The sequence below is a fragment of the Thermoactinomyces sp. CICC 23799 genome, from assembly GCF_016055145.1.
GTDB classification, from domain to species: Bacteria; Bacillota; Bacilli; order Thermoactinomycetales; family Thermoactinomycetaceae; genus Thermoactinomyces; species Thermoactinomyces intermedius.
Genome location: NZ_JAECVV010000006.1, coordinates 1 through 23,417, shown reverse-complemented (window position 1 = coordinate 23,417; position 23,417 = coordinate 1). Strand labels below are relative to the sequence as shown.

Genomic DNA, 23,417 nt, shown 5'->3' with positions numbered 1-23,417 from the left:
TTTTATTCATCCAGCCTTTCAATAATGGTTGCATTGGCCATGCCGTATCCCTCGCACATGGTTTGCAGTCCGTACCGGCCGCCGCTTCGTTCCAATTCATGCACCAGGGTCGTCATCAACCGGGCTCCCGAAGCTCCAAGCGGATGTCCAAGTGCAATCGCCCCGCCGTTGGGATTCAGCTTTTCCGGATCAGCGCCCGTTTCACAAAGCCAAGCAAGCGGCACCGGCGCAAAGGCTTCATTCACTTCAAAAAGATCGATCTCTTCCAATTGCAATCCCGCTTTTTTCAGCACCTTTTCCGTTGCAGGAATGGGTCCGGTCAGCATCAGGGTCGGATCGGACCCGGTCACCACACGGGACAAGATGCGAAAGCGGGGCTTTAACCCCAGCTGTTCCGCTTTTTCGCGGGACATCAACAAAATAGCCGCCGCGCCGTCACTGATTTGGCTGGAGTTGCCGGCATGAATTTTTCCGTTCTCCACAAAGGAAGGAGACAAAGCGGCCAGTTTTTCCATGGAAGTGTCTTCCCGCGGCCCTTCGTCCTGATCAATCACCTGTTCGCTTCCGTCGGGCAACCGGACGGCAACCGGCATGATCTCTTGCTTGAAACGCCCTTCTTTGCGTGCTTGTACCGCTTTTTCATGGCTGCGGAGGGAAAATTCGTCCAGCTGCTCCCGCGAAAACCCCCATTTGTCGGCAATGCGCTCCGCCGAAATGCCCTGATGGATCATCTATACCGGGAAGTAAGCTTTTCACTGAAGACGGCGCCTTGAAAATTGGAAGACATCGGCACGCGGGACATGCTTTCCACGCCAGCCGCCACGACCACATCCATATCCCCGCTCAAAATCGCCTGGGCCGCAAAATGGACGGCTTGCTGGCTGGAACCGCATTGCCGGTCGATGGTGACCCCGGGCACTTCCACCGGAAATCCGGCGATCAATGCGGCCAATCTCCCGATATCTCTTGCTTGTTCGCCGGTTTGCGTCACACACCCCATCAACACATCTTCCACCAGTTCCGGAGGGATTCCGGCCCGCCGGACCACCTCTTTCAACACCATGGCCGCCAAATCGTCCGGGCGGATTCCGCTTAAAGTGCCGTTCCGCCGCCCAATCGGCGTACGAACTGCTTCGATGATAACTGCCTCCCGCATGGTCTATCTCTCCTTTGTTCTTTTTTCACGTTTCATCAGGCTTGGTTTTTGTGTTGGTTTCGCAAAAGAAACTTCTGAATTTTCCCGCTGGCGTTGCGGGGAAGCTGCTTGACAAACCGGTATTCTCTCGGCCGTTTGTAACGGGCCAGTTTTTCGCTTTGCCAGCAAAACCGTTCCAGTTCATCCGCCGTCACCCCCGGATCTTTTTTAACGACATACGCCACCACCCGCTCCCCCCAAGTTTCATCCGGTTCCCCCAACACCGCCACATCCAACACCCCGGGATGCTCATACAGCACGTCCTCCACTTCCCGCGGATAAATATTTTCCCCGCCACTGATAATCATATCATCCAAACGGTCGGCCACCCACAAATATCCGTCTTCGTCCAGATAACCCAGATCCCCTGTATGATACCACCCTTGATGCAGCGCTTTGCCGGTCTCCTCTTCTTTCCGGTAATATCCTTTCATCATGCAAGATCCCCGGACGAGAATCTCCCCGGTCTCACCGGGTTTGAGCACGTCCTCCGGATCCGACGGCACTCCTTCCTTCACACGCACCACCCGGACTTCATGGTTTAAACAAGGCTTTCCGGCGGAACCGGCTTTGGTGATCTGTTCCACTTCCAACAAGAAGGTGACCGCCGGCCCCATTTCCGTCATTCCGTAGGCTTGAACCAAACCGATGCCGAGCTTCTCCCGGCAACGTAGAATCAATGCCGGAGCCATGGGAGCCCCGCCATAGAATCCCAGCCGCAACGACGACAAACGGTACCGGGACAAATCTTCCTGCAACAACATGTTCCACATGGTGGGAGCGGCAAAGAAAACGGTGACCTTCTCCTCCTGCACCAGTTTTAAAACCCGTTTCGGATCAAATTGGCGCATGATCACCTGGCCGGCTCCGATATGCACTCTCGGCAAAAACGCACAATGCAGTTCGGCACAGTGAAACATGGGAGCGGTCACCAGCCCCCGGTCTTTCGGGGTCAAACGCATCATCGCCAAAATGATCAGACTTTGCTCAATCATGTCGCGGTGCCGGTGCATCACGCCTTTGGGCCGGCCGGTGGTCCCGCTGGTGTACATGATGCCGCAAAGGTCCTCTTCCGACACCTCCGCTTCCGGCCGGGTATCCGGAGCCATCCGGATCCGTTTTTGGTAGCTTTCCGCATAACAAGGAGGGTCCCCGTCCGTCATCCAAAACGAGATCCGGGGGAATCTCCCGTGAATCTTTGCGATATGACTTTCCAGCTCTTTTTCAAATAAAACGATTTTGGGTTCGGCATCATGCAAAATATAAGCCACTTCTTCGGCCGTCAAACGGAAATTGACCGGGTTGAAGACCGCGCCGATTTTGGCGCAGGCAAAAAAAGCAGTGGCCAACTCCACGGAGTTGTATAGGTATGTGGAAACCCGGTCCCCCTTTTTCACCCCGGCTGCCAAGAAAGCCCGGGCCAGCCGGTTCACTTCCCGGTCCCACATCCGGTAAGTCCAGCGCCGGTTCTTCTCCGCATCAAACAGCGCTTCCTTTTCCGGATACTTTTGAACCGTTTGCTCCAGGATCTTCCCGATGGTTGGGTACATGAACGAAGCGGACCCCCTTTAAAAAAGTGAATCAACCTTTGATATATTTCTTCCGCAATTCCATTTTGGAAAATTTCCCTGCCGAAGTGCGCGGAATAGAGTCCGTGAAAACAAACTCATCCGGCAGCCACCATTTGCTGAACTTCGAAGCCAAAAACGCACGCAATTCCTCTTTGCCGGCTTTTTTTCCTTCTTTCAGCACGACGACCGCCAGCGGGCGCTCCTGCCATTTGGGATGCGGCATGGCAATCACCGCGGCTTCCTTGACCGAAGGATGGGCCATCAGTTCATTTTCCAAATCCACCGAACTGATCCACTCTCCCCCGGATTTAATCAGATCTTTCGTCCGGTCGGTAATCTTCATGTAACCTTCCGGATCAATCGTTGCAACATCCCCGGTTTGAAACCAGCCATCGTCTGTCAACACCTCTTTGGCATCCGGACGGTTATAATAACCGGCCGTCACCCAAGGCCCCCGGATTTGGAGCTCTCCCATCGTTTTCCCATCCCAAGGAACTTCCCGGTCCCCGTCCATCACCCGGATCTCGACAAACGGAACAGGAGTTCCCTGTTTCAATTTGTATGCCAATTGCTCCTCGGCAGGCCTTTCTTTTAAATGGGGCTTCAAATGGGATACAGTTGCCACCGGCGTGGTCTCGGTCATTCCCCATCCGTGCACCGCCTGCAGGCGATGCCGTTCCAATCCCCGGATCAACGATTCAGGCGGGGCAGCCCCTCCGATCAAAAGCTTGAGATCCGGATCCAGATCCCACCGGTCCGGCTTTTCGTCCAGCTTGTTCAACACATCAAACCAAATGGTGGGAACCCCGGCCGCAAAAGTCACTCTTTCTTTTTCCATCAAGTCCAGAAGGTTTTCGGCATCCAGGAACGGACCGGGAAAAACTTGCTTGGCGCCCAACATCACCGAAACAAAAGGAAGCCCCCAGGCATTGACATGAAACATGGGAACAATGGGCATCCCGGCATCCTCACTTGAAATCCCCAACCCGTCTTTGAGCCCCAACATAAAGGAATGCAGCACCAAAGCCCGGTGGGAATAAACCACGCCTTTCGGCTTTCCGGTCGTTCCGGAAGTATAGCACATCACCGCGGCGTCATTTTCGTCCAGCCCGGCATAAGAAAAGGTGTCGCCGGCGCTCCCGAGGAACTGTTCGTAATCTTCACCGAAAGAAGGAACCGGTTGGCCGGTGAGCGGGACAACAATGATTTTTTCCACGTCAATTTGATCCCGAAATTTTTCCAGAAGGGGCAAGAGGATATCATCGACGATCAGAAACCGGTCCCTCGCATGCCGGATGATATAAGCAACTTCCGTGGGATGAAGGCGCAAATTCAGCGTGTGCAAAACCCCGCCGGCAACCGGAACGCCAAGGTACGCTTCCAAATGAACATAATGATTCCACATCAAAGTGGCCACACGATCCCCTTTTTTCAAGCCGGCTTTTTCCAATGCCCCGGCCAACATCCGGGCACGCCGGTAAAAATCCGCGTAAGTATATCGATGCAATGATCGGTCCGGCATTCGGGAGACGATTTCAACAGAACCATACAAATCATTGGCCCTTTCCAATAAATGCGAAAGCGTCAGCGGAAAATTCATCATGGTGGCACGCATTCCTTAAAATCCCCCCCAGATTCCTTGTAATCCATCATCCAAACAATAAGCAAATCCAATGCCAACGGTGTGCGGAAAAAAGGGCCGGAAAATCCTTTACTCCCTTTCTCCCGAAACGGGATGATTCCGAAAAACCGGACACTTGTCAAAGGTCGGTGTCCGGTTTCCGGACAGCAGGATGGTTCCCCCGGGCCCGTTCGTTCAAAACGCATTCGGCAGTTGGTATTTTTTTAATTTTTCGTATAAGACGGAGCGGCTGATTCCCAACAAACGGGCCGCTTTCACTTTATTGCCTCCCGTCTCCAAAAGCGCCTGGCAAATTGCATTTTTTTCTGCTTGTTTCAGCAAACCATCCTCCTTTTGGCATGCGGTTTTTTTCAGGTCCCGCAGGGGAGAGGGGAGATCCTGCCACCGGATGCAACCGTGCCCGGCAAAAATCATCGCCCGTTCCAAAGTGTTTTTTAATTCACGGACATTGCCGGGCCAATGATAATTCAACAAAATTTGTTCTGCTTCGGGATCGATTCCGGTGATGGCGGTCATCAGCTTTTGATTCAGTTCTTTGACAAAGTGCCGGCACAACGGCAAAATATCCTGCTTCCGTTTCCTTAGCGGCGGGATGTGTAGTGCAATGACGTTCAACCGGTAAAAAAGATCCTCCCGGAACGTTCCCTTTCGGATCATCTCTTCCAGGCTTTGATTGGTCGCGGCGATGATCCGTACATCGGTTTCAATCCGTCTGGTGCCGCCGACCCGGTAAAATGATTTTTCCTCCAGCACCCGAAGCAGTTTGGCTTGCAGTTTCAAGGACATGTCGCCAATTTCATCCAAAAACAACGTGCCGCCATCCGCCAATTCCAATTTTCCGGGCTTTCCTTTCTTTCCGGCTCCGGTAAATGCCCCCTCATCGTATCCGAAAAATTCCGCTTCCATTAAATGTTCGGGAACGGCTGCACAGTTGACGGTGACAAACGGTCCGTTTCTGCGCGGACTGTCACCATGAATGGCATGGGCCACCAGCTCTTTCCCGGTTCCGCTTTCCCCGCGGATCAGGATGGTTGAATCCCCGGCCGCCGCTTTTCGGGCACACCGCTTTAACCGCTTCACTTCCGGATCGCTTCCAATCACCTGTTTCCAAGTAAAAAGGGACGGATTGGCCTGCCACTTTCTTCCGGTTTCCGCGTTTTGCCCCTCGTCCAGCTGTTCCAACCGCTTTTTGATTTGATTCCAATGCCGGTATATCACTTTCCCGGCCATCCCCGCCACCTTCCCGCTTTCAAAAACCGGGTAACAGTGAACCAGATACCGGATGCCGTTGGCTTCCAACCATCCGGACACCTCCTCCTTTCCCGTTTTCATCGTGTTTGTCAGCTTCAATCCGGGAAGCATTTGGCCGATCGGTTTTCCCAGCCATTCTTCCCCGGAACAAGCCATGAGTTCGAGCAGGCTTTGGTTGGCAAAAACCATTTTCTCCTCTTCATTCACCAAAAACCAGCCGTCACTTCCTTGTTCCAGGATCCTCTCCATCATCCGGCACCAGGAAAACGCCCTCCTGAGAAGGTCCGACCGGGAAAGCGAACCGGTGACTTGTCCTTCCCGGTTCAACACAAAAACCGTTTCCACCTGACTGTGAACCATTTTTTCCAAGATTTCTTCCCAAGCGGGATTGGAAACAGCAAACGAGTCATCCTGCGGAAAATGATCTTGGATCGGGGCATGAAGCGGCAGCTTTCGCAAAACCATTTGCAGCAAATGGTCCCGGGTGACGGCGCCCAGGAAGGTTCCGCGGGGATCCACCACGGGGATGGCCTCTGATGGGGAACAGAGCAATTTTTCGGCAGCATCCAACACGCTATCCTCCGGATAAAGAAAAACATCCACCTTCTTTAAGATTTCCTGCAGTCGAATCATACTCTCCTCCCGGTAAATTCAGAAAATACTAATTTCATTTTAACAAAAAACCGCTCCAGGCTGTGAAATCGGCTGATCTGCTTCATAAAATGAATTTTGTCCGGATCACAGAAAATAAAATCATAGTAAATCGATGAGAAATTATGAAAATAACAATTGACCCGGATCAAGATTTGTAATACATTAATTTCAAAAGAATATAATAAGACGAACAATTCTTTCAAAAATGGATTGTTTCACCCATTTCCATGCCTTTGCCGAATAGTCGACAAATTCACTCAAGATTGTCAAGAATTCTTTGGCTTGTTTTCAGCTGCAAAGGGGATTGAACAATGAAAGTTTCAACCCGTGGCGAATACGCCTTGCGCACCCTCATTCTTCTCGCACAGCATCCCGCGGTCATCCCCGGTGCCGAAATTTCCGAAAAAACCCGGGTGCCTCTCAATTATCTGGAACAGATCCTGCTTCAGCTGAAAAACCTTGGTTATGTCCAGAGCAAGCGGGGAGTCCGGGGCGGTTATTTTTTGCATAAACCGCCCGAGCAAATCATCATTGGAGAAGTGATCCGGCAGCTGGAAGGGCCATTGGCCCCCATGGGATGTGTCAGCGTGACCGCTTATGATCCCTGTCCACTGGAGGAAGGTTGTTTGTTGAAACCTTTATGGGCCTTCATCCGGGACACCGTTGCCCGGTGTTTGGAACAGACCACTTTAAAAGACTTGCTGGAAGGTCAAATTCCGAATGTCAAAGGGGCGTGAAAACCAAGATGAGACCGTCTGCTGTTTCGGATGAACAAATGCTGCGCATTCAAAAATCATTGGAAGGGCTCGAATACGGGACCGTCGTCATCACAGTCCATGATTCCAACATTGTGCAGATCGACCGCACGGAAAAACACCGTTTCTCCTTGAAAAAATCCCGTCCCTCCCCGGACCGGGCAAATCACAACCAAAAAAGCGTTTAACAGCCGACCAGAAAACTGGAGGCCCCACACCCTGTTTGGACTCAGGGATGTCGGGGCTTTTTTTCATTTTTTAAGCAAGAGGTGAAACGTTTCATGCGTCTGCGATTGATTCCTGTTGCTCTACTCATCACATTACTCTTTCTGACCGCCGGTTGCCGTCCCGGTGAAGCAAATAAAAACGAAATCCGGATCGGTTATCAAAAATTCGGGGTTTTAAGCATCTTGAAAGCCCGCGGATCCTTGGAAAAACGCTTCGAATCCCAAGGGGTCCGGGTAAAGTGGGTCCAATTCCCGACCGGACCCCAACTTCTGGAAGCCCTTCATGCCGGAAGCATTGACATCGGGGAGACGGGAAACACCCCTCCCATCTTTGCGCAAGCGGCGGGCACCCCGCTGGTGTATATCGGAGCCGGAAAGCCGCGGCCCGAGGCTGAAGCGATTGTCGTCCATCATGACTCACCCATTCATGACATCGGGCAATTGAAAGGGAAGAAAATCGCTTTGAACAAGGGATCCAATGTTCACTATCTGTTGCTTAAAGTATTGGAAAAAGCCGGGCTTTCGTATTCGGATATCCGGCCGGTCTATTTGCCGCCAGCGGATGCCAAAGCGGCTTTTATCAGAAAAAGCGTGGATGCATGGGTCATTTGGGATCCTTATTTTGCCGATGCCCAGACGGATTTGAATGTCCGGATCCTCACGGACGCAAAGGGATACACATCCAACCGCTCCTACTATTTCTCGTCCAAAGACTTTGCACAAGAGAATCCGGACAAGATCCAAATCCTTTTGGATGAATTGCAAAAATCAGCCGAATGGTTTAACCAAAACCCCGATCAAACCGCCAAATTGCTCGCCGAACAAATCGGGATGGACTTGAAGCCGGTCGATATCGCCATCCGGCGGGCGAAATACGGGATTGAACCCGTCAGCCCGGACATTGTTCAGGACCAGCAACAAATTGCCCGGGCTTTCCATGAAACCGGCCTGATCCCCCAATCCGTCCAAGTCCGCGATGTGATTTGGTCACCTAAATAAAATGGAAGGATGAGATTGATGAAACTTTTTTGGTTTCTCCCGACCCATGGAGACGGACGTTATTTGGGAACATCGATCGGAGGGCGCGCCACCGAGTATCCTTATTTGCTCCAAGTGGCTCAAGCCGTGGATCATCTCGGATTCAGCGGGGCGCTCGTCCCCACCGGACGATCCTGTGAGGATGCATGGATTGTGGCGTCCTCTCTGCTTTCGGTCACCAAACGGATGAAATTTTTGGTCGCGGTTCGTCCGGGCATCATTTCCCCTTCAGCTTCTGCGCGCATGGCCGCCACTTTTGACCGTTTGTCCAACGGACGGTTGCTCTTAAATGTCGTCACTGGTGGGGATCCGGTGGAACTGGCCGGGGACGGCATTCATCTCGACCATGACACCCGCTATGAATTGACCGACGAATTTTTAACGGTCTTTCGCCGGATCATGCAAGGGGAAAAAGTGGATTTTCACGGGCGCCATCTCCATATCAAAGGCGGAAGCCTGCTGTTTCCCCCGGTTCAAAATCCGCATCCGCCTTTGTATTTCGGCGGCTCCTCTGCTGCGGGAATGCAAGTGGCCGCAAAACACGCGGATGTTTATCTCACATGGGGAGAACCCCCGTCCCAAGTTGCTTCCAAAATTGAGCAAGTCCGCAAGCTTGCCGCTCAACAAGGAAGAACCGTAACGTTTGGCATTCGCTTGCATGTCATCATCCGCGAAACCGAAAAAGAGGCGTGGAAAGCGGCCGAAGAAATGATCCGCCATTTGGATGAAAAGGCCATCCGCAATGCCCAACGTATTTTTTCCCGCTTTGATTCCGTCGGCCAACAACGCATGACCCGGCTTCATCATGGCAAAAAATCCAATTTGGAAATCAGCCCCAATTTGTGGGCCGGAATCGGACTGGTCCGGGGCGGCGCCGGCACAGCGCTGGTCGGGGACCCGCAAACGGTTGCCAAGAGGATCCGGGAATACGCCGATTTGGGAATCGAAACCTTTATTTTGTCCGGCTACCCCCATCTGGAAGAGGCCTACCGGGTTGCGGAATGGCTGTTCCCGGAACTGTCCCTTCCGGCCGGTTCTCTTTACTCCCGGCCGCACGCCGTGAGCCCGTTCGGGGAAATTGTGGCCAATCATCATCTTCCGCAAAAGAAAGGAGAGGTGAAATGAACACCAAAACCATCAGGCCTCATGCACGCAAATTTCACTTTCTCCTGTCTTGGCTGGTTCCGGCCCTGCTGATTGTGCTCTGGCAACTATTCAGCAGCATCGGCTGGATTTCCGACCGGACCTTGCCGGCACCCCTCACGGTGATTGAAGCGGCTGTCCGCTTAACCCGGTCCGGGGAATTGCTGCAGCACATTGCCGACAGCACGGTCCGCGCTCTTTTGGGATTGGGTATCGGCGGCGGAATCGGGCTGCTGCTGGGATTTTTAAACGGAATCTCCCGGGTGGCTGAAAAGCTTCTGGATTCCACGGTGCAAATGTTGCGCAACATTCCTCATCTCGCTTTGATTCCGCTTGCCATCATGTGGTTTGGCATCGGGGAAGAATCCAAATTATTTCTGGTTGCCCTCGGGGTCTTCTTCCCCGTCTATTTAAACACGTTTCACGGCATCCGCCACATTGATCCCGGATTGATTGAAGTGGGCAAAATCTATCAACTCACCCCCGGGTATTTTTTCTGGCACATTCTTTTGCCCAATGCGTTGCCTTCCATCCTCATCGGGCTCCGCTATGCCCTGGGAATCATGTGGCTGACCCTGATCGTGGCCGAAACCATCTCCTTTGATTCCGGCATCGGCTACATGGCCATGAATGCCCGGGAATTTATGCAAATGGATGTCGTGGTGTTAAGCATTCTGCTCTATGCTCTGCTCGGAAAAGCGGCAGACCTTTTGGCGAAAATGTTGGAGAACCGTTGCCTGAAGTGGCGGGAAACCCAATAACCATATGCAATCGCAGGAGGTGTTTCACCTGAACCGTCAACCTTTCGGAACCCGGCTCAACTTGAAAGACTTGCAAAAACAATACGACGGCCGTTTGATTCTGGATCACATCAACCTTCAAATCACCCCGGGAGAATTCATCGCCGTGGTTGGCCGCTCCGGCACCGGAAAAAGCACATTGCTCCGATTGATTGCCGGAATCGAAAAAACCAGCGGGGGAAAAATCATTCAAGACGGAGAATTCCTGACCGGAATCAATTCAGCGGCCCGCATGATGTTTCAGGAATCCCGCCTGTTGCCTTGGAAAAAAGTTTTCCAAAATGTTGCCCTCGGCATCCGGGACAAGCGCCATCGAAAAGAAAAAACCGAATTGATGTTGGAAAAAGTGGGACTCGATCAGTATAAAGATGAATGGCCCCGTATTCTCTCCGGGGGACAACGGCAACGGGTGGCGCTGGCCCGTGCCCTGGTCAGCCGCCCCCGCCTTTTGTTGTTGGATGAACCCTTGGGCGCTTTGGATGCTTTCACCCGGATCGAAATGCAAAAATTGATTGAAGAACTGTGGCAAGAACAAAAATTTACTGCTCTGTTGGTGACGCACGACGTCGAAGAAGCGGTGACTCTGGCAGACCGGGTCATCTTGCTGAAAGACGGCAAAGTCGCAACGGACATTCCGGTGACTCTTCCCAGACCCCGCCAAAGGGACGATGCGCGTTTCTCTTCCCTGACGGGCCGTATCCTGAAGGAAATCATGGACACTGCCCAACCCTGCCGGAACGAATCATCCGCATCTTCCCACTCCCCTGTGAATCCCGCAAACAAGCTTCCCGAGCCTTCGCGCTTATAATAAATATGCCAGACACAGCGTCTGGCATTTTTTATTTGCCAATCATTTACTTTTATTAACAATAAAAATAAAATTAGATTATCATTTTCATAAAGATTTTCTTTTAACAATATGTTATGATGCTAAAGGGTTTTTTGAGAATCCCTTCATAAAATGACCTGAAAGAAAGGAGGATCAACATGTCTCAACAAGAACAAGCCATATCCGCCAAGAAAATCCCTGAAACCAAAAAAGAGCATTCCATAGATTTTTCTTTACCGATTTGGAAGACGATGATCCCGTTTTTGATCCCGTTAATTTTTAGCAATGCATTGCAATCTTTAGGCGGAACGGTCAGCTCCGTTCTGATCGGAAAACAGTTGGGCGAAAATGCTCTGGCAGCCGCCAGTACGGTATTTCCGCTGACCTTCTTTTTGATCTCCTTTGTGATTGGCCTGGGAAGTGCCAGCTCCGTGCTCATCGGGCAAGCTTTCGGAAGCGGGAACACGGAGAAAATGAAAGAAACTGTCGGCACTTCACTCACTTTTAGTTTTATTTTGGGAGTCATATCTTTAATCATTGGTTGGTTATTTTCGGACCAATTGCTCTCCCTCATGGGAATCTCGGAGGAGATTAAAAACGATTCTTCCAAATTCATGCATGTTCTTTTTCTCGGATTGCCCTTTTTGTTTCCTTATGTGATTTACACCACCTTGTTGCGGGGAACCGGCGATTCGAAAACGCCCTTTTATTTTTTGATCATCAGCACATCCCTGACCATTTTGCTCACCCCCCTGTTTTTGTTCGGATGGGGCGTTCCGCAGATGGGGTTGGAAGGAGCGGCGCTGGCTCAAATCATCGCCAGCCTGGTGACGTTTATCCTGTTGATCCTTTATTTGTTCAAAGTGCGACACCCGCTTGCCTTGGACAGAGATACATTGAAAATGCTGAAATTGAACCCGCAAATTTTGCGATTGATGGTAAAAATCGGGTTGCCGACCAGTATCCAAATGGTTGTCATCTCCGTTTCGGAATTGGCCATTGTCACGTTTGTCAACCATTTCGGGGCAAAAGCCACGGCTGCCTACGGAGTCATTAACCAAGTCATCAACTATGTGCACATTCCGTCCATGAGCTTGTCGATCGCCGTGGGAATCTTCGGCGCCCAACTCATCGGGGCCAATCTTCAAGAAAAACTGACGGAATTAATCAAAACCACCGTATGGTTGAACTATGTGGTCGGCGGCTTTTTGACCATTCTCATCTATGTGTTCAGCCGCCCGATCCTGTCCATGTTCTTGACGGACCCGTCCACCATTGACATCACGCAAAAATCTCTGTTCTTCACCTTGTGGGCGTTCACCGTGCTCGGCCATGCGGTGATTTTATCCGGATTGATGCGCTCCAGCGGCACCGTTTTCTGGCCCACCACCATCATTATCGCAACCATCATTTTGGTGGAAATTCCATGTGCGTTTGTCTTCTCCCGGCTGTTTGGCTTATACGGGGTCTGGATGGCTTATCCCGTTTCCTATTTCGCCACACTCCTCGGACAATACATCTACTACCGGAAGTATTGGAAAGGGAAAAGACATCAACAATTCTTCGAACAGCCGGAACCGGCCAACGGATGACTTCTGCCAAAGAAGAGCCCGTGAATTCAAGATTCACGGGCTCTTTGTTTTTATTTCATTTCGCTTTTAAAACGCGGGAACAAAATGTTGTTTTCCAAATGAATGTGCTGGAACAAATCCGCTTCCAACCTCTCAAGCATGTGAAAGGTCAGTGCATATGTCCGGCACGCCCCTTCCGGCAGTGTGTACCCATTGGTAACCTCTCATTTTCTTGAGGAGCTCCCCGGCCTCACTGTACTCCGATTCCAAAACAAACATGTGATCACCGTGCCGAAGGACATTTCCGAAAAGGCCAAACGGGCCATTGAAAGAATGGTTTCCATCGGATAAACCATAAGCTGTTTTCAAGAACATCCGTGAAGCGGAAGCCACCCGGTAAAGACAGCCCCTTTTCCAGGCTGATTTCCGGCAAACAGATCCCCTTGGTGGGCATGAAGGATCCGTTTTGCAATCGTCAGTCCCAAGCCGGTTCCCCCGGTTTTGGGATTTCTTGATTTTTCCGCCCGGTAGAAGGGCTCAAAAACATGAGGCAAATCCTGCTCCGGAATCCCCGGTCCGGTATCGGTAACCGTAAAAACGACTTGATTTTCTTCCTTGCGCCATTGCACGCAGATTTCGCCTCCGGAAGGCGTGTAATAAAACGCATTGTCCATCAGATTAAGCACGGCCCGTTCCAGTAAATGTTTGTCCCCCCACACCAAACATTTTTCCGTTTGCCGCTGCACGCGAATCTCAATGTTTTTGGTTTGTGCGACCAGCCGGTAATGATCCATGATTTCGTCCATCCAATCACCAAAATCAAACGTCTCGCCCCGAACCGCGGCCGACGGCTCCTGAAATTCCGTCTTTGCGTAAGCAAACAGATCCGAGATCAACCGCTCAAGCTGTTCGGCTTTTTGCCTGCACACATGGATATATCTTTCCATTTTCTCCGGGGACCGGACCAACCCTTGCTCCATCCTCCATAAACTGCCCCGCAAAACAAACAGCGGCGTGCGCAGGTCATGGGCGATGGAGGAGATAAAAAAGCGGCGTTCTTCTTCCAATTTTGCCTGCCGGTTCAGCGACTCCCGGAGGCTGTCCCCCATCTTCTCAAATGCCGCCCGGACTTCTGCCACTTCCGTCAACCGGGATGCAGGCAGCCGGAAATCCAAATTCCCTTTTGCAATTTGTTTGGCGGCCAAACTCATGCCCGAAAGGGGCTTCAACACATATTTCCCCATCAGCCATCCAATGAGAAAAATCGTGGCAATGACCGCAAAAACGGCGGATAAAACCGCAAACACCTGCTGGTGGTCATACAAATACAGATGAACCACTCCCCGGACTTTTCCGTTTTCGATCACGGTCATTTGCCGGCTGTTCCATGGGTTGGGATGCAGGCGGCCCGTTTGAAAGATTTTTTGGCCGGACGGATCGGCGATGAAGACGGGAATCCCTGACGACGCATACTGGTTTTGAAAGGCTTGTTGCCACGCGGGATCTTTCCAATCATCCGCATGCTGCGTGATGTCCCGCATCATTTGGTCAGCCAAAGCCCTTTTGGACTCGGTTTGATGCGCCACGACCGGCTGAAGCACAAAATCCGTGATGGTGTAAAACAATCTCGGCAACAGCACCATGGCCAACAAACCGGAAAAAAGAAACTGGCGGATTCGTAACGTTTTCATGGTTTATGCTCCTTCAAAACGGTACCCGACTCCCCAAACATTGACAATCCATTTGGGATGATTGGGATCTTCTTCGATTTTTTCCCGGATTCTGCTGATATGCACAACCACCGTATGTTTGTCCCCCACCCCGTCCCAAAATTTCTCAAGCAATTGATCATAAGTGAACACTTGACGGGGATGTTCGGCAAACAGCAGGAGAATGTCAAACTCTTTCGGCGTCAGGGAAACGGGTTTGCCATTTACGAAAACCTCATGCGCCCAGACATCCAAGCGGAGCGGGCCATACCGGAGAACCGCTTTTTGCGGGGAAGCTTGTTTCCGGTAACGGCGAAGAACCGCTTTGACCCGGGCCACCACTTCCACCGGCGTGGCTGACTTGACAATGTAATCGTCCCCGCCAATTCCGAGCCCCCTGATTTTATCCATGTCTCCGTTGCGGGCGCTTAAAAACAAAATGGGAACATCATTGTTTCTCCGGATTTCGCGGCACAGTTCAAAGCCGTCCTGCCCGGGCATCATCACATCCAAAAGGATGCAATCCACCGGCACCTGATTCAACAGTTTAAGCGCTTGTCCCGCATCAAAGCCTTTTCCACCCGATAACCCTCATCTTCCAGAAAATCCTGCATCAATTCCACGATTTCTTTATCATCATCCACTACCAATATGGTCTCTTTCCTGTCCATGGCGAACCTCCATGCATCCAAAAATCAACTTCATCTTAACACAGCCACTCTGCCCGTTTGAAAAGACAAGCAATTCCTGATGGATTCGTGACCGGTCTGTGACTTTTTCACAAATTTATTTGTGATGAAAAAAATGTATCTTATACCCGTGCAAGGTAGTTTATCTGACCATTTCAATCAGAGAGGTGATCTTATGTTTTTAACCGTACACCCGGCAACCCATGCTCCCTTTTTTCCTTTTTTCATTTTTCCCATTGCATTCTTCTGCCTGCTGATCGCGGCGATTTTGATCTTCCGGTTCATGAACCGCCGTTCCGGTTGCCGCTCTCATTCCACCGGCATCCATCTGGAAGCCGAAGAAATTTTAAAACTCCGCTTGATCAATCATGAAATCAGCGAAGAAGAATACCTGAAAATGAAAGAACTGCTGAGGAAATAACCGACCGGCCGGCAGAACAAAAAAGGAGTCAGGAAACTTGCCCTGACTCCTTTTCTCATCAGAGAAACCATGCTACCGGTTCCCCGGTTCAAACGGAATTTCATTTTCAATGCCCCGTTTCATCTCTTCAATGGCTTTTTGTGATGATTCATCAAAGACAATGTCCCCGTCACCGGAGGCTGAAACCTCTTCCTTGACGGTCAAGGGAACATCCCCGGCATTGGGAACAAGGGTGTACCAATCGTGAACCGAATCGTAAACTGTGGCAAACAGGTAGATTTTCCCGGGGATCAACATCCGGTCCCCGTCAATAGTAAAGAAATCCCCGTTCTCATCATATCCGGCTTGTTGGTTCACCGTTACTTGGCCCACCGCTTTTCCTTTGAGGGTTTCGATCACTTGCACGTCAAACCGGGTTTCAGGAATGGCGCCCGTTGGGTTGCTCCCGGATTTTTCAACCACCTTGCCGATGAAAATATCGCTGGTAAACCCGGAAAGCTTTCGCGGGTCATCGATATCCGTCACATAAGAAGCGGCCGCATTGATCACTTCGGGCTCCTGTTTGGAAAAATGTTGATACGCGACGATCACACCGGTGAAAAGAAACAGCAGTGACGCCGCCACGAAGACATAGCGCTTTTTCATCTTAGTCCCTCCATTTGGCATAATAATCTTGCCGGTCATGGTGAGTCGGTGTGTTATAGGGGTTACAGGTGGAACATTTATACATTAAGATTTTCCGGTAGCTGTATTCTTCATGATCCCCCAAACCCAGAGCATGCCCCATTTCATGGGCGGCCACGCGGGCTTGAACGGGTGTCGTATACTTGTCCATGTAATAGATATTCAAATGAATGGTATCCGCTCCGGATTTCGGCGTGTACAGCCCGTCCCAGCTTGCCGTGGAGTAATTGGCATCATAAAAGATCAAATCCGGTGAGCTTGCCGGATAAATGGATATCGTCGTCAGCTGGTTCCAGGCATAATCCGCATGATCGACCGCCTTCAGATACCGGGAAGAATTTTTATATCGAATCGCTCCATTTTTCACCGAATCCGAGTCAATGTAATGAGCTGCATATCCGCTCGGAAACAAGCCGAAAAACACCGTCAAAGCCAGAAGCAAAAGAAAGGTGATTTTTTTCAATCCATGAACCTCCTGCTTGTCCATCGATGATCTAATGTGATTTTATCATAAAAATATTCTAAATATAAATAAAAATATATCCACCTTCAATGATGTGTTCCTTTTCCTGTTCAAAATCCGGCTGTTTCCGGCTCATGGTTCATTTTTCTTCCTATAGCTCCATTTCATGATCTTCCGCAAACGCTCCCCATTTTCCTTTAAACAGTCCGTCCACCAATAAACATCGTCTTGACTCCGACGGCTCTTCATGTATCATACATGTATTCCAATCAAATCTTGGCAGAAAGGGAGAACAAGGATGTCCGATCACACCAACCCTAGAAGAATCCTTTTGGATTTGGCCGTGACGTTGGATGGTTTTATTGAAGGGAAAAATGGAGAAATTGATTGGTGCATCATGGAACCGGATATGGACTTCATTTCCTTCCTGAATCAAATCGACACGATTCTGTTTGGCAGAAAAAGTTATGAAATCTGGGAACAATACCGCCCGCACGCCGAAGCACCGGAGATGGAAAAAGAAATTTGGCAACAGATTCAACGCAAAAAGAAAGTTGTCTTCTCCCGGACACGGACGAAAACCGGCCCGCAAGCAACGTTCATCCATGGCCCTCTTTATAAAGAAGTCATGAAAATCAAAAACCAGCCCGGCAAAGACATTTGGCTGTATGGCGGCGCCGATCTCATCGCCTCGTTCATCGATTTGGGGCTGGTGGATGAATTCCGGTTGTCCGTTCACCCTGTTGTTTTGGGAGAAGGAAAACCGTTATTTACCGATTTGAAAAAGCGGCTGAATTTAAAACTGGTGCAAACCCGGACGTTTTCTTCCGGTGTGGTGCAACTGATCTATCATCCAAAAGACAAATAAAAACCATACGCTTAAAAGCGTATGGTTTGGATTGGGTTTTGTCATTTTTCCGCGTGAATGGTGATATGCCCGAACGTTTCGGTTTGGTTAAACAATTTAATCATAAAAGAGAGCCTTTCTTTGGCCTCCCCGGACTTCGCCGCATTTTGCAAAATCTCAATGGTTCGGTCCCACCCCTCGTCATACAGGAGACCATCCAGGGTTAACAGGGTCATCTCCCCTTCTTTGAATTCCACCTTGGAAAAGGGGGTTTGGGCATAGATGCCCTCCCATTTTTTCCGGTCCAATGGTCTGACGATCAAATTCAATGCATGATGCAACAGCTTGACAACAACCGGGTTGTCCGGCAAGGGAACATCCATGATATGTTTCACCATTTTCAACATTTCTTCGGTCGGCTGCCGTTTGATCAACAAATCGTGGGTTCCCAGTTTGCCGCCTTTTTTCAAAACCCGGTAATACTCATTCAAAGCTTTGATTTTATCCTGATCAGGCAGCATTGTCAGCATGGCCTCATTGATCACACCATCAAACGTTTCATCCGCAAACGGCAAATCTCTGGCATCGGCCCTTTGCAGGGTGATTAAATGCTCCACCCCCGCCTGTTTGATATTCTTTTCCGCCTTTTTCAAACTGTCTTGATGAAGGTCCACGCACACAATGCGGCAACCGTATGTTTTGGCCAGATGCACCGCCGTGGTTCCCATGTTTCCCGCAACTTCCAAAAGACAGGAATGTTCATCCGGTTGCAGATGATCGATGATTTTCTGTGTTCCCCTTCTTCCCCCGGGCCGGAGAACCGTTTTTCCCAGACTTGCCAGAAACAGATGCCCGGGCAGTTTTGCTGTTGGTGCCGGCATTTTTTCACCTCGTTTTATTTCCTGAACCTTGATCAGGAGGTGTCCTTTGCCTTTATCTTAATTAAATGGATTGTGCCCTTCCGTTAAATCCATCACACTTGTCTTCCCGGGATTCCTCCGTCCGGGTTGACCCGAAGACCCGCTTTCTCTATGATGGGGAAAAAGAAAAACTCCCGCTTGGGATGGGGTGATCTTATGTGCGGACGCTTTTCGCTGGCCATGGATTTCAACCTTTTACAAGAAAAATTCGGGTTCACGTTTCCCGATGAGTGGAACCCGCGATACAACATTGCTCCCAGCCAACCCGTCCTCACAGTGACCCGACAGGGAAACCGCCGTGTCGGACAACCCATGCGAGGGGGCTGGTTCCCTTTTGGGCCAAGGATCCCAAAATCGGCTACAAAATGATCAATGCCCGCGCGGAAACCTTGGACGAAAGGCCTGCTTACAAGCATCCTTTCCGCAAACAACGCTGCTTGATCCCGGCGGACGGCTTTTATGAATGGAAAAGAAGCGGAAAAACCAAACAGCCTTACCGGTTTCAAATCAAGGGCGGGGAACCGTTTGCTTTTGCCGGGCTGTGGGACCAATGGAAACAAGGAACAGACTTTTTGTATACCTGCACCATTATCACCACCCGGCCCAATGCCCTCGTCAAAGAGGTGCACAACCGGATGCCAGTCATCCTGAGGGAAGACGACTATGAAACCTGGCTGGATCCGGAAATGAACAACCCCGTTGTTTTGCAGTCACTGCTTGAACCTTATCCGGAAGAACAAATGGAATCCTATCCCGTGTCACAACGGGTCAACTCCCCCAAAAACGATGATCCGTCCCTCATCGAACCGGCTGTTCAGGGATAAGCCCCAGCAAACATAAAAAACCAGGGATGGTTTCCCTGGTTTTCGTTCGCTTTGCAAGCAAACATTAATCTTTCTCTTCTTTGTCGTTACTGAATGCATAACCGGCTCCGCCCAAGCCGGCGCCAATGGCAACCCCGATCGCCATCCAAAGCCCCAGGTTATCCATGGCCAACCCAATGCCGACGCCGATGGCAACGCCAATCGCCATGCCGAAACCCATTGACTTTCCCATTTTGTTCTCTTGGTCCTTTTGATCTTTGGTCATGTTGTTACCTCCAATGGAAAATATACCAAACCATCATACCGCTATGTATATACCCGAAAAATAAGATATTGAACCATATAAGCATCCATACCCTTAATCATCCCATTCATCCACCCATCCGCAAACCCAATTCCACGCATGGATGCGTTCATAAGCGACCAACAGGTCAAATGGAAGCGTTTCTCCTTTTTCATAAGCTTCGGCCTGTTGGTGGTAAATTTGCAAATGCCGCTCCAGCATTTGTACAATCTCTTCCACCGGGCGCAAACGGGCTTTCCTGATAAAGGCTTCCAGGGAATCTCCCGGCATCGGCAACACATCCTGCATCACGGTGCCGTCACACCGGTCGACCGGCGGTTCCAGGGATTCAACCAAATCGAGGCTCCATAACATCGCAAGCAAACCTTCGATACGCCACGTCAAAAGATGCGATTGCAGGGCTTGTTGCTTCCACCGGATTTCTTCCGGGGAGAGACCTGAAACCGGAATCCGGAAAATCTCTTTCTCCTGCTGGCTCAAATGTTCCCACAACCCCTCTTCGTGTGCCCATTTCACCACCTCTTCCGGCGCATGATGAAAAATCACGCCCTGCAACAAATGAAGCTCCAAAGCCCGCCGGGCCACATCCTCCGCCGGACGCACGCTCACTTCCCTTCTCTTTGGCTCAACCGGGAAACCGAAGATCATCACCGCACGCTCCCCGCTTGGATCCATCACGACTTGTTTCTGCGTCTCCGCCATTGGCCAACCCCTCTCTCTTCTAAAAATTCACCCATGCCATTTTAACAAAAAACATTTTATATTCCATCAACTCCATTTTCGAATTCATAAATTTACTGGAATCCTTTCACCATTATGATAAAATCGATCCAAGCTCAATTGAAAAAAGAGAGGGAGTGGGAGTATGAATCAACACGATCGCAAGGATTCCAACCTTCGACACGAAACCTTGGTCACACATTCCGATGACAGCATCACAAATGACGGAACCGTCTCTCCGGCCATTTATTACTCGGCCACCTTCGTCGCAGAAAACGCCGAAGCATTTGCCGATATGGCAAACACCCCCCGCCATCCCCGGTACTATACCCGTTACGGCAACCCGGTTCACGAACGGGTCATAAAGATCATGTCGGAGCTTGAAGGAACCGAAACCGCATTGGTGACCGGCTCCGGGATGGGAGCAATTGCCACCACCCTTCTCTCGCTGGTCCGTGCCGGAGATCATGTGATCGCACAAACCCGGCACTATATGAGCACTGCCAAAATCATGGATGAAATGCTGCCGCGATTCGGGGTGGAGGTCACCGTGGTGGAACAAGCAGACACCGCCGCTTTTGAAGAAGCCATCCGGCCCAACACCAAACTGATCATGGTGGAAACCCCCGCCAATCCCACCTTGGTTGTCACAGACCTTGAGGCGGTGGTTAAACTGGCCAAGTCCCGCGGCATACTTGTCGTTTGTGACAACACCTTTGCTTCTCCCATCAATCAGCGGCCGCACGATTACGGGGTGGATGTGGTTGTGCACAGCGCCACCAAATATTTGGGCGGGCACCATGATCTCACCGCCGGGGTCATCTGTACGAGCAACGAATTGGCGGAACAAATCTGGCAAACCCACCTTTCCCTCGGCTCCGTGCTGTCCCCCATGGATGCCTGGCTTCTGCTGCGGGGACTGCGCACGCTTCCGATGAGGATGAAACAAATCAACGCCAATGCGCTGGCTTTGGCTGAGTTCCTGGAAAACCAGCCGCAAGTGGAAAAAGTGTTTTACCCCGGCCTCCCCAGCCATCCGCAACATGAACTCGCCAAGCGGCAAATGAAAGGCTTCGGGGCCGTCATCGCTTTTTCCATCAAAGGCGGTTATGAAGAAACCCGGCGCTTTGTCTCTTCATTAAAAATCTCCCGGCATGCCGTCAGTTTGGGCGGTGTCGACTCCCTGGTCGTCCATACGGCCGCCATGTGGGCAGGAACGATGACCGAAGAACAAATGCGGACCTCCGGCATCCAACCAAACTTTGTCCGCTTTTCAACCGGCATTGAACATATCGAAGACCTCAAAGCCGATGTCAAACAAGCCTTGCAATCCATCTGACCAAAGCATAAGGCAAAGGGAAGTTCCCTTTGCCTTTTGTATAAACATTTGATTTTCATCTTGTGCAATCGGGACGATTAAAAGGGGAAATCCCCTTCATATATAACGCCAAATATAGCGGAAATGTTCCACTGAATCATTTTTGCGCAATCAAGTTCAACAATTCTTCTCTTTTCATCTTCTTGTCTCTGCCTGCCGGATGGTTTTTCATCAGGTATTGTTTTAATCGCTCGGCCCATTCTTCTTGGTAGCCGTCTACTTTTTTTATTTCTTCCATAAACACCTCATCGATAAATTCATCATGTGCGATATTAACGGTTTGAGGACAATGATTTAACTCACCATCATAAACATAGGCTTGTCTTGTGGCACAGGCTGCTGCATACAATACACAGTCAAACACTTGCTTTACTTGGGGATCACCTGAAACCGGCATCTCACAGTCGATTTCTTCAATATAGACAACAAATAACCCTTGATCTTCATCGTCTTCTAACTGGTCATACAGTTCGTCACCACGATACTTCTTTCCCTCCACCCATTCCCAGCACATATTCATCGTTTCTCTGATTTGAGAATACCATCGGTAATTGACCAATTTATCAATTACTCTCTCTGTCAATGTTAATACGAATGCCACTTTCGCATCGTCATTTACATAATTATACCAATGCATTCGTTAACCCTCCGTATCAAACAATGATAATATTTATACCATTTCTCTATCTTTTTACTATGAAGAAATGTTTTCTTTAAGCTTCTCCTCCCTCTGAGATTTCAGATGCAATTAATCCCAAGAGGTTACCAATGGCTGCTTCCAAGAAGGTCATTTTGTTTTAATTTCCCTTCCATTCAGGGCCATGCTGATCACAAATGATAAAGCCATATCACTGAGCACGGCACACCTCCCATGATGGAACAAAGATACATCAAGAAACCCAAGAAAACAGCCCGCTCCTTTCAACCGGAGCGGGCTTCTACAAAGACAAGAAATGGTGCAACAAATGACCCATTGAATCCTTTTTTATGCAATCAAGTTCAACAACTCTTCTCTCTTCATCTTCTTGTCACTTCCTGCCGGATAATGTTTCAGCAGGTATTCCTTTAAACACTTAGCCCATTCTTCTTGATACCCGACTGTTTTTACTATTTTTTCCATAAATTCATCTATCGTCCTATCACTTTCACCTTCAAGAGATTGCGGCAGATATTCTTTTTCATATTGATAGGCTTGCCAGCACGTATAACACACTGCATCCAATACACATGCCCAGACTAATTTTACTTGGGGACTATATACTTTATCGCTCTCATATGCCACCCCTTCAATAAAAATCAATCCTTCCTCATCTTCGTTCTCCACATTCTCATAAAGATCATCACCATGATTCTTCTTCTCTTCCACCCATTCCCAACAAGCATCCATCGATGTCCTCACTATTGGATACCAATCATAATTCTCTATTGGATCAAGAACTCTCTCTGTCAATGTTAATAAAAATGCCGCTTTCGCATCCATATTTACTTTTTTATACCATTCCATCTCTTATCACCTCCGATCCATGGGGGTTGTCACGTTGAATCTTATATCTCACCAGATATTTTCATAAAATATCAGCTGCAAATCAGAGTGATGTTTTTCGCAGTCATCCCCTCTAATAAATCCCCCCACTATATAATGGAAGGAAACATTATTCAAGAACTATTCGTCATCAACGTATAAATAATAATTTTCTTTAGCATCCAGCTTTCGTAAAAAATCTTCGAGGGATTCCGCAATGATCACCCCTGCATAATCAACCGGATGAATTCCTTCTCTTG

Annotated in this window: 23 protein-coding genes and 3 pseudogenes; 11 read left to right on the top strand and 15 right to left on the bottom strand. The window is 49.8% G+C overall.

Features of this window, described 5'->3' with window-relative positions; all coding sequences use genetic code 11:
• Positions 1–2: 2 nt before the first annotated feature.
• The 4 genes and pseudogenes from I8U21_RS09100 to I8U21_RS09085 form a co-directional block, all read right to left on the bottom strand.
• A pseudogene (locus tag I8U21_RS09100) lies at positions 3–1,156 on the bottom strand (thiolase family protein).
• A 35-nt stretch (positions 1,157–1,191) separates the two neighbouring features.
• Positions 1,192–2,745 (bottom strand): fatty acid--CoA ligase, encoded by a 1,554-nt coding sequence (locus I8U21_RS09095; protein WP_198053788.1) that lies wholly within the window; start codon positions 2,743–2,745, stop codon positions 1,192–1,194.
• 31 nt (positions 2,746–2,776) lie between these two features.
• Positions 2,777–4,381 (bottom strand): long-chain fatty acid--CoA ligase, encoded by a 1,605-nt coding sequence (locus I8U21_RS09090; RefSeq protein ID WP_232337602.1) that lies wholly within the window; start codon positions 4,379–4,381, stop codon positions 2,777–2,779.
• 201 nt (positions 4,382–4,582) lie between these two features.
• Entirely contained in the window at positions 4,583–6,292 is a 1,710-nt protein-coding gene (locus tag I8U21_RS09085; protein ID WP_198053787.1) for a sigma-54-dependent Fis family transcriptional regulator, read from the bottom strand.
• 332 nt (positions 6,293–6,624) lie between these two features.
• On the opposite strand from I8U21_RS09085, the gene I8U21_RS09080 reads away from it, so the two are divergent.
• From I8U21_RS09080 to I8U21_RS09050, 7 genes are all read left to right on the top strand, one after another.
• Complete coding sequence (locus I8U21_RS09080) at positions 6,625–7,050, top strand: RrF2 family transcriptional regulator (RefSeq protein ID WP_037993578.1); 426 nt, start codon at positions 6,625–6,627, stop codon at positions 7,048–7,050.
• 8 nt (positions 7,051–7,058) lie between these two features.
• Positions 7,059–7,256, top strand: a complete 198-nt coding sequence (locus I8U21_RS09075; protein ID WP_037993776.1) for a YezD family protein — start codon at positions 7,059–7,061, stop codon at positions 7,254–7,256.
• A gap of 93 nt (positions 7,257–7,349) precedes the next feature.
• Positions 7,350–8,294: a sulfonate ABC transporter substrate-binding protein gene (locus I8U21_RS09070; protein WP_198053786.1), complete on the top strand. Its 945-nt coding sequence runs from the start codon at positions 7,350–7,352 to the stop codon at positions 8,292–8,294.
• 18 nt (positions 8,295–8,312) lie between these two features.
• On the top strand, positions 8,313–9,458 hold the full coding sequence (ssuD, locus tag I8U21_RS09065) for an FMNH2-dependent alkanesulfonate monooxygenase (protein ID WP_198053785.1): 1,146 nt from the start codon (positions 8,313–8,315) through the stop codon (positions 9,456–9,458).
• Complete coding sequence (locus tag I8U21_RS09060) at positions 9,455–10,237, top strand: ABC transporter permease subunit (protein WP_049719881.1); 783 nt, start codon at positions 9,455–9,457, stop codon at positions 10,235–10,237. The genes ssuD and I8U21_RS09060 overlap by 4 nt, the downstream gene beginning before the upstream one ends.
• Positions 10,238–10,241: 4 nt before the next feature.
• A complete protein-coding gene (locus I8U21_RS09055; protein ID WP_198053784.1) occupies positions 10,242–11,084 on the top strand; it encodes an ABC transporter ATP-binding protein in 843 nt (280 codons plus the stop codon).
• 179 nt (positions 11,085–11,263) lie between these two features.
• Positions 11,264–12,697: an MATE family efflux transporter gene (locus I8U21_RS09050; protein ID WP_069201527.1), complete on the top strand. Its 1,434-nt coding sequence runs from the start codon at positions 11,264–11,266 to the stop codon at positions 12,695–12,697.
• Between the two features lie 50 nt (positions 12,698–12,747).
• Here the strand turns inward: I8U21_RS09050 and I8U21_RS09045 are convergent.
• The 4 genes and pseudogenes from I8U21_RS09045 to I8U21_RS15320 form a co-directional block, all read right to left on the bottom strand.
• Positions 12,748–12,949: pseudogene (locus I8U21_RS09045) on the bottom strand (hemerythrin domain-containing protein); the annotation flags it as partial.
• Between the two features lie 92 nt (positions 12,950–13,041).
• Positions 13,042–14,367: a sensor histidine kinase gene (locus I8U21_RS09040; RefSeq protein WP_198053783.1), complete on the bottom strand. Its 1,326-nt coding sequence runs from the start codon at positions 14,365–14,367 to the stop codon at positions 13,042–13,044.
• Positions 14,368–14,370: 3 nt separating this feature from the next.
• Entirely contained in the window at positions 14,371–14,919 is a 549-nt protein-coding gene (locus I8U21_RS09035) for a response regulator transcription factor (protein ID WP_370527063.1), read from the bottom strand.
• A 5-nt stretch (positions 14,920–14,924) separates the two neighbouring features.
• On the bottom strand, positions 14,925–15,056 hold the full coding sequence (locus I8U21_RS15320) for a hypothetical protein (protein ID WP_370527056.1): 132 nt from the start codon (positions 15,054–15,056) through the stop codon (positions 14,925–14,927).
• A gap of 193 nt (positions 15,057–15,249) precedes the next feature.
• Here I8U21_RS15320 and I8U21_RS09030 point away from each other — a divergent pair, with 193 nt between their 5' ends.
• Positions 15,250–15,495: an SHOCT domain-containing protein gene (locus I8U21_RS09030; RefSeq protein ID WP_037993588.1), complete on the top strand. Its 246-nt coding sequence runs from the start codon at positions 15,250–15,252 to the stop codon at positions 15,493–15,495.
• Between the two features lie 72 nt (positions 15,496–15,567).
• Here the strand turns inward: I8U21_RS09030 and I8U21_RS09025 are convergent, their stop codons facing one another.
• Together I8U21_RS09025 and I8U21_RS09020 are read right to left on the bottom strand one after the other, a co-directional pair.
• Positions 15,568–16,140 carry a hypothetical protein gene (locus I8U21_RS09025; protein ID WP_037993590.1) on the bottom strand — a complete coding sequence of 191 codons (573 nt, stop codon included), beginning with the start codon at positions 16,138–16,140 and terminating at the stop codon, positions 15,568–15,570.
• A 1-nt stretch (position 16,141) separates the two neighbouring features.
• Positions 16,142–16,642, bottom strand: a complete 501-nt coding sequence (locus tag I8U21_RS09020; RefSeq protein ID WP_037993592.1) for a snapalysin family zinc-dependent metalloprotease — start codon at positions 16,640–16,642, stop codon at positions 16,142–16,144.
• 298 nt (positions 16,643–16,940) lie between these two features.
• On the opposite strand from I8U21_RS09020, the gene I8U21_RS09015 reads away from it, so the two are divergent.
• Positions 16,941–17,510 carry a dihydrofolate reductase family protein gene (locus I8U21_RS09015; protein ID WP_037993593.1) on the top strand — a complete coding sequence of 190 codons (570 nt, stop codon included), beginning with the start codon at positions 16,941–16,943 and terminating at the stop codon, positions 17,508–17,510.
• Positions 17,511–17,551: 41 nt separating this feature from the next.
• Here the strand turns inward: I8U21_RS09015 and I8U21_RS09010 are convergent, their stop codons facing one another.
• Entirely contained in the window at positions 17,552–18,370 is an 819-nt protein-coding gene (locus I8U21_RS09010; RefSeq protein WP_049719879.1) for a class I SAM-dependent methyltransferase, read from the bottom strand.
• 150 nt (positions 18,371–18,520) lie between these two features.
• On the opposite strand from I8U21_RS09010, the pseudogene I8U21_RS09005 reads away from it, so the two are divergent.
• Positions 18,521–19,233 (top strand): annotated as a pseudogene (locus I8U21_RS09005) (SOS response-associated peptidase).
• Positions 19,234–19,297: 64 nt separating this feature from the next.
• On the opposite strand, the gene I8U21_RS09000 reads toward I8U21_RS09005, so the two are convergent.
• Positions 19,298–19,498, bottom strand: a complete 201-nt coding sequence (locus I8U21_RS09000; RefSeq protein ID WP_049719877.1) for a glycine zipper domain-containing protein — start codon at positions 19,496–19,498, stop codon at positions 19,298–19,300.
• A gap of 93 nt (positions 19,499–19,591) precedes the next feature.
• The gene (locus I8U21_RS08995) at positions 19,592–20,239 is read right to left on the bottom strand and encodes a DUF4272 domain-containing protein (RefSeq protein ID WP_198053782.1); all 648 of its coding nucleotides are present in this window, start codon (positions 20,237–20,239) and stop codon (positions 19,592–19,594) included.
• 163 nt (positions 20,240–20,402) lie between these two features.
• Between I8U21_RS08995 and I8U21_RS08990 the strand changes: the two genes are divergently transcribed.
• On the top strand, positions 20,403–21,596 hold the full coding sequence (locus tag I8U21_RS08990; RefSeq protein ID WP_181731827.1) for a trans-sulfuration enzyme family protein: 1,194 nt from the start codon (positions 20,403–20,405) through the stop codon (positions 21,594–21,596).
• Positions 21,597–21,732: 136 nt separating this feature from the next.
• On the opposite strand, the gene I8U21_RS08985 is transcribed toward I8U21_RS08990, so the two are convergent.
• Both I8U21_RS08985 and I8U21_RS08980 read right to left on the bottom strand, forming a co-directional pair.
• Positions 21,733–22,272: an Imm6 family immunity protein gene (locus I8U21_RS08985; protein WP_198053781.1), complete on the bottom strand. Its 540-nt coding sequence runs from the start codon at positions 22,270–22,272 to the stop codon at positions 21,733–21,735.
• A 348-nt stretch (positions 22,273–22,620) separates the two neighbouring features.
• Positions 22,621–23,139 (bottom strand): Imm6 family immunity protein, encoded by a 519-nt coding sequence (locus tag I8U21_RS08980; RefSeq protein ID WP_181731829.1) that lies wholly within the window; start codon positions 23,137–23,139, stop codon positions 22,621–22,623.
• Positions 23,140–23,417 lie beyond the last annotated feature (278 nt).

Coding starts and splice junctions, on each gene's coding strand:
- I8U21_RS09095 (WP_198053788.1), bottom strand. CDS start 2,745: ATGTACCCAACCATCGGGAAGATCCTGGAGCAAACGGTTCAAAAGTAT.
- I8U21_RS09090 (WP_232337602.1), bottom strand. CDS start 4,381: ATGCGTGCCACCATGATGAATTTTCCGCTGACGCTTTCGCATTTATTG.
- I8U21_RS09085 (WP_198053787.1), bottom strand. CDS start 6,292: ATGATTCGACTGCAGGAAATCTTAAAGAAGGTGGATGTTTTTCTTTAT.
- I8U21_RS09080 (WP_037993578.1), top strand. CDS start 6,625: ATGAAAGTTTCAACCCGTGGCGAATACGCCTTGCGCACCCTCATTCTT.
- I8U21_RS09075 (WP_037993776.1), top strand. CDS start 7,059: ATGAGACCGTCTGCTGTTTCGGATGAACAAATGCTGCGCATTCAAAAA.
- I8U21_RS09070 (WP_198053786.1), top strand. CDS start 7,350: ATGCGTCTGCGATTGATTCCTGTTGCTCTACTCATCACATTACTCTTT.
- ssuD (WP_198053785.1), top strand. CDS start 8,313: ATGAAACTTTTTTGGTTTCTCCCGACCCATGGAGACGGACGTTATTTG.
- I8U21_RS09060 (WP_049719881.1), top strand. CDS start 9,455: ATGAACACCAAAACCATCAGGCCTCATGCACGCAAATTTCACTTTCTC.
- I8U21_RS09055 (WP_198053784.1), top strand. CDS start 10,242: ATGCAATCGCAGGAGGTGTTTCACCTGAACCGTCAACCTTTCGGAACC.
- I8U21_RS09050 (WP_069201527.1), top strand. CDS start 11,264: ATGTCTCAACAAGAACAAGCCATATCCGCCAAGAAAATCCCTGAAACC.
- I8U21_RS09040 (WP_198053783.1), bottom strand. CDS start 14,367: ATGAAAACGTTACGAATCCGCCAGTTTCTTTTTTCCGGTTTGTTGGCC.
- I8U21_RS15320 (WP_370527056.1), bottom strand. CDS start 15,056: ATGGACAGGAAAGAGACCATATTGGTAGTGGATGATGATAAAGAAATC.
- I8U21_RS09030 (WP_037993588.1), top strand. CDS start 15,250: ATGTTTTTAACCGTACACCCGGCAACCCATGCTCCCTTTTTTCCTTTT.
- I8U21_RS09025 (WP_037993590.1), bottom strand. CDS start 16,140: ATGAAAAAGCGCTATGTCTTCGTGGCGGCGTCACTGCTGTTTCTTTTC.
- I8U21_RS09015 (WP_037993593.1), top strand. CDS start 16,941: ATGTCCGATCACACCAACCCTAGAAGAATCCTTTTGGATTTGGCCGTG.
- I8U21_RS09010 (WP_049719879.1), bottom strand. CDS start 18,370: ATGCCGGCACCAACAGCAAAACTGCCCGGGCATCTGTTTCTGGCAAGT.
- I8U21_RS09000 (WP_049719877.1), bottom strand. CDS start 19,498: ATGACCAAAGATCAAAAGGACCAAGAGAACAAAATGGGAAAGTCAATG.
- I8U21_RS08995 (WP_198053782.1), bottom strand. CDS start 20,239: ATGGCGGAGACGCAGAAACAAGTCGTGATGGATCCAAGCGGGGAGCGT.
- I8U21_RS08990 (WP_181731827.1), top strand. CDS start 20,403: ATGAATCAACACGATCGCAAGGATTCCAACCTTCGACACGAAACCTTG.
- I8U21_RS08985 (WP_198053781.1), bottom strand. CDS start 22,272: ATGCATTGGTATAATTATGTAAATGACGATGCGAAAGTGGCATTCGTA.
- I8U21_RS08980 (WP_181731829.1), bottom strand. CDS start 23,139: ATGGAATGGTATAAAAAAGTAAATATGGATGCGAAAGCGGCATTTTTA.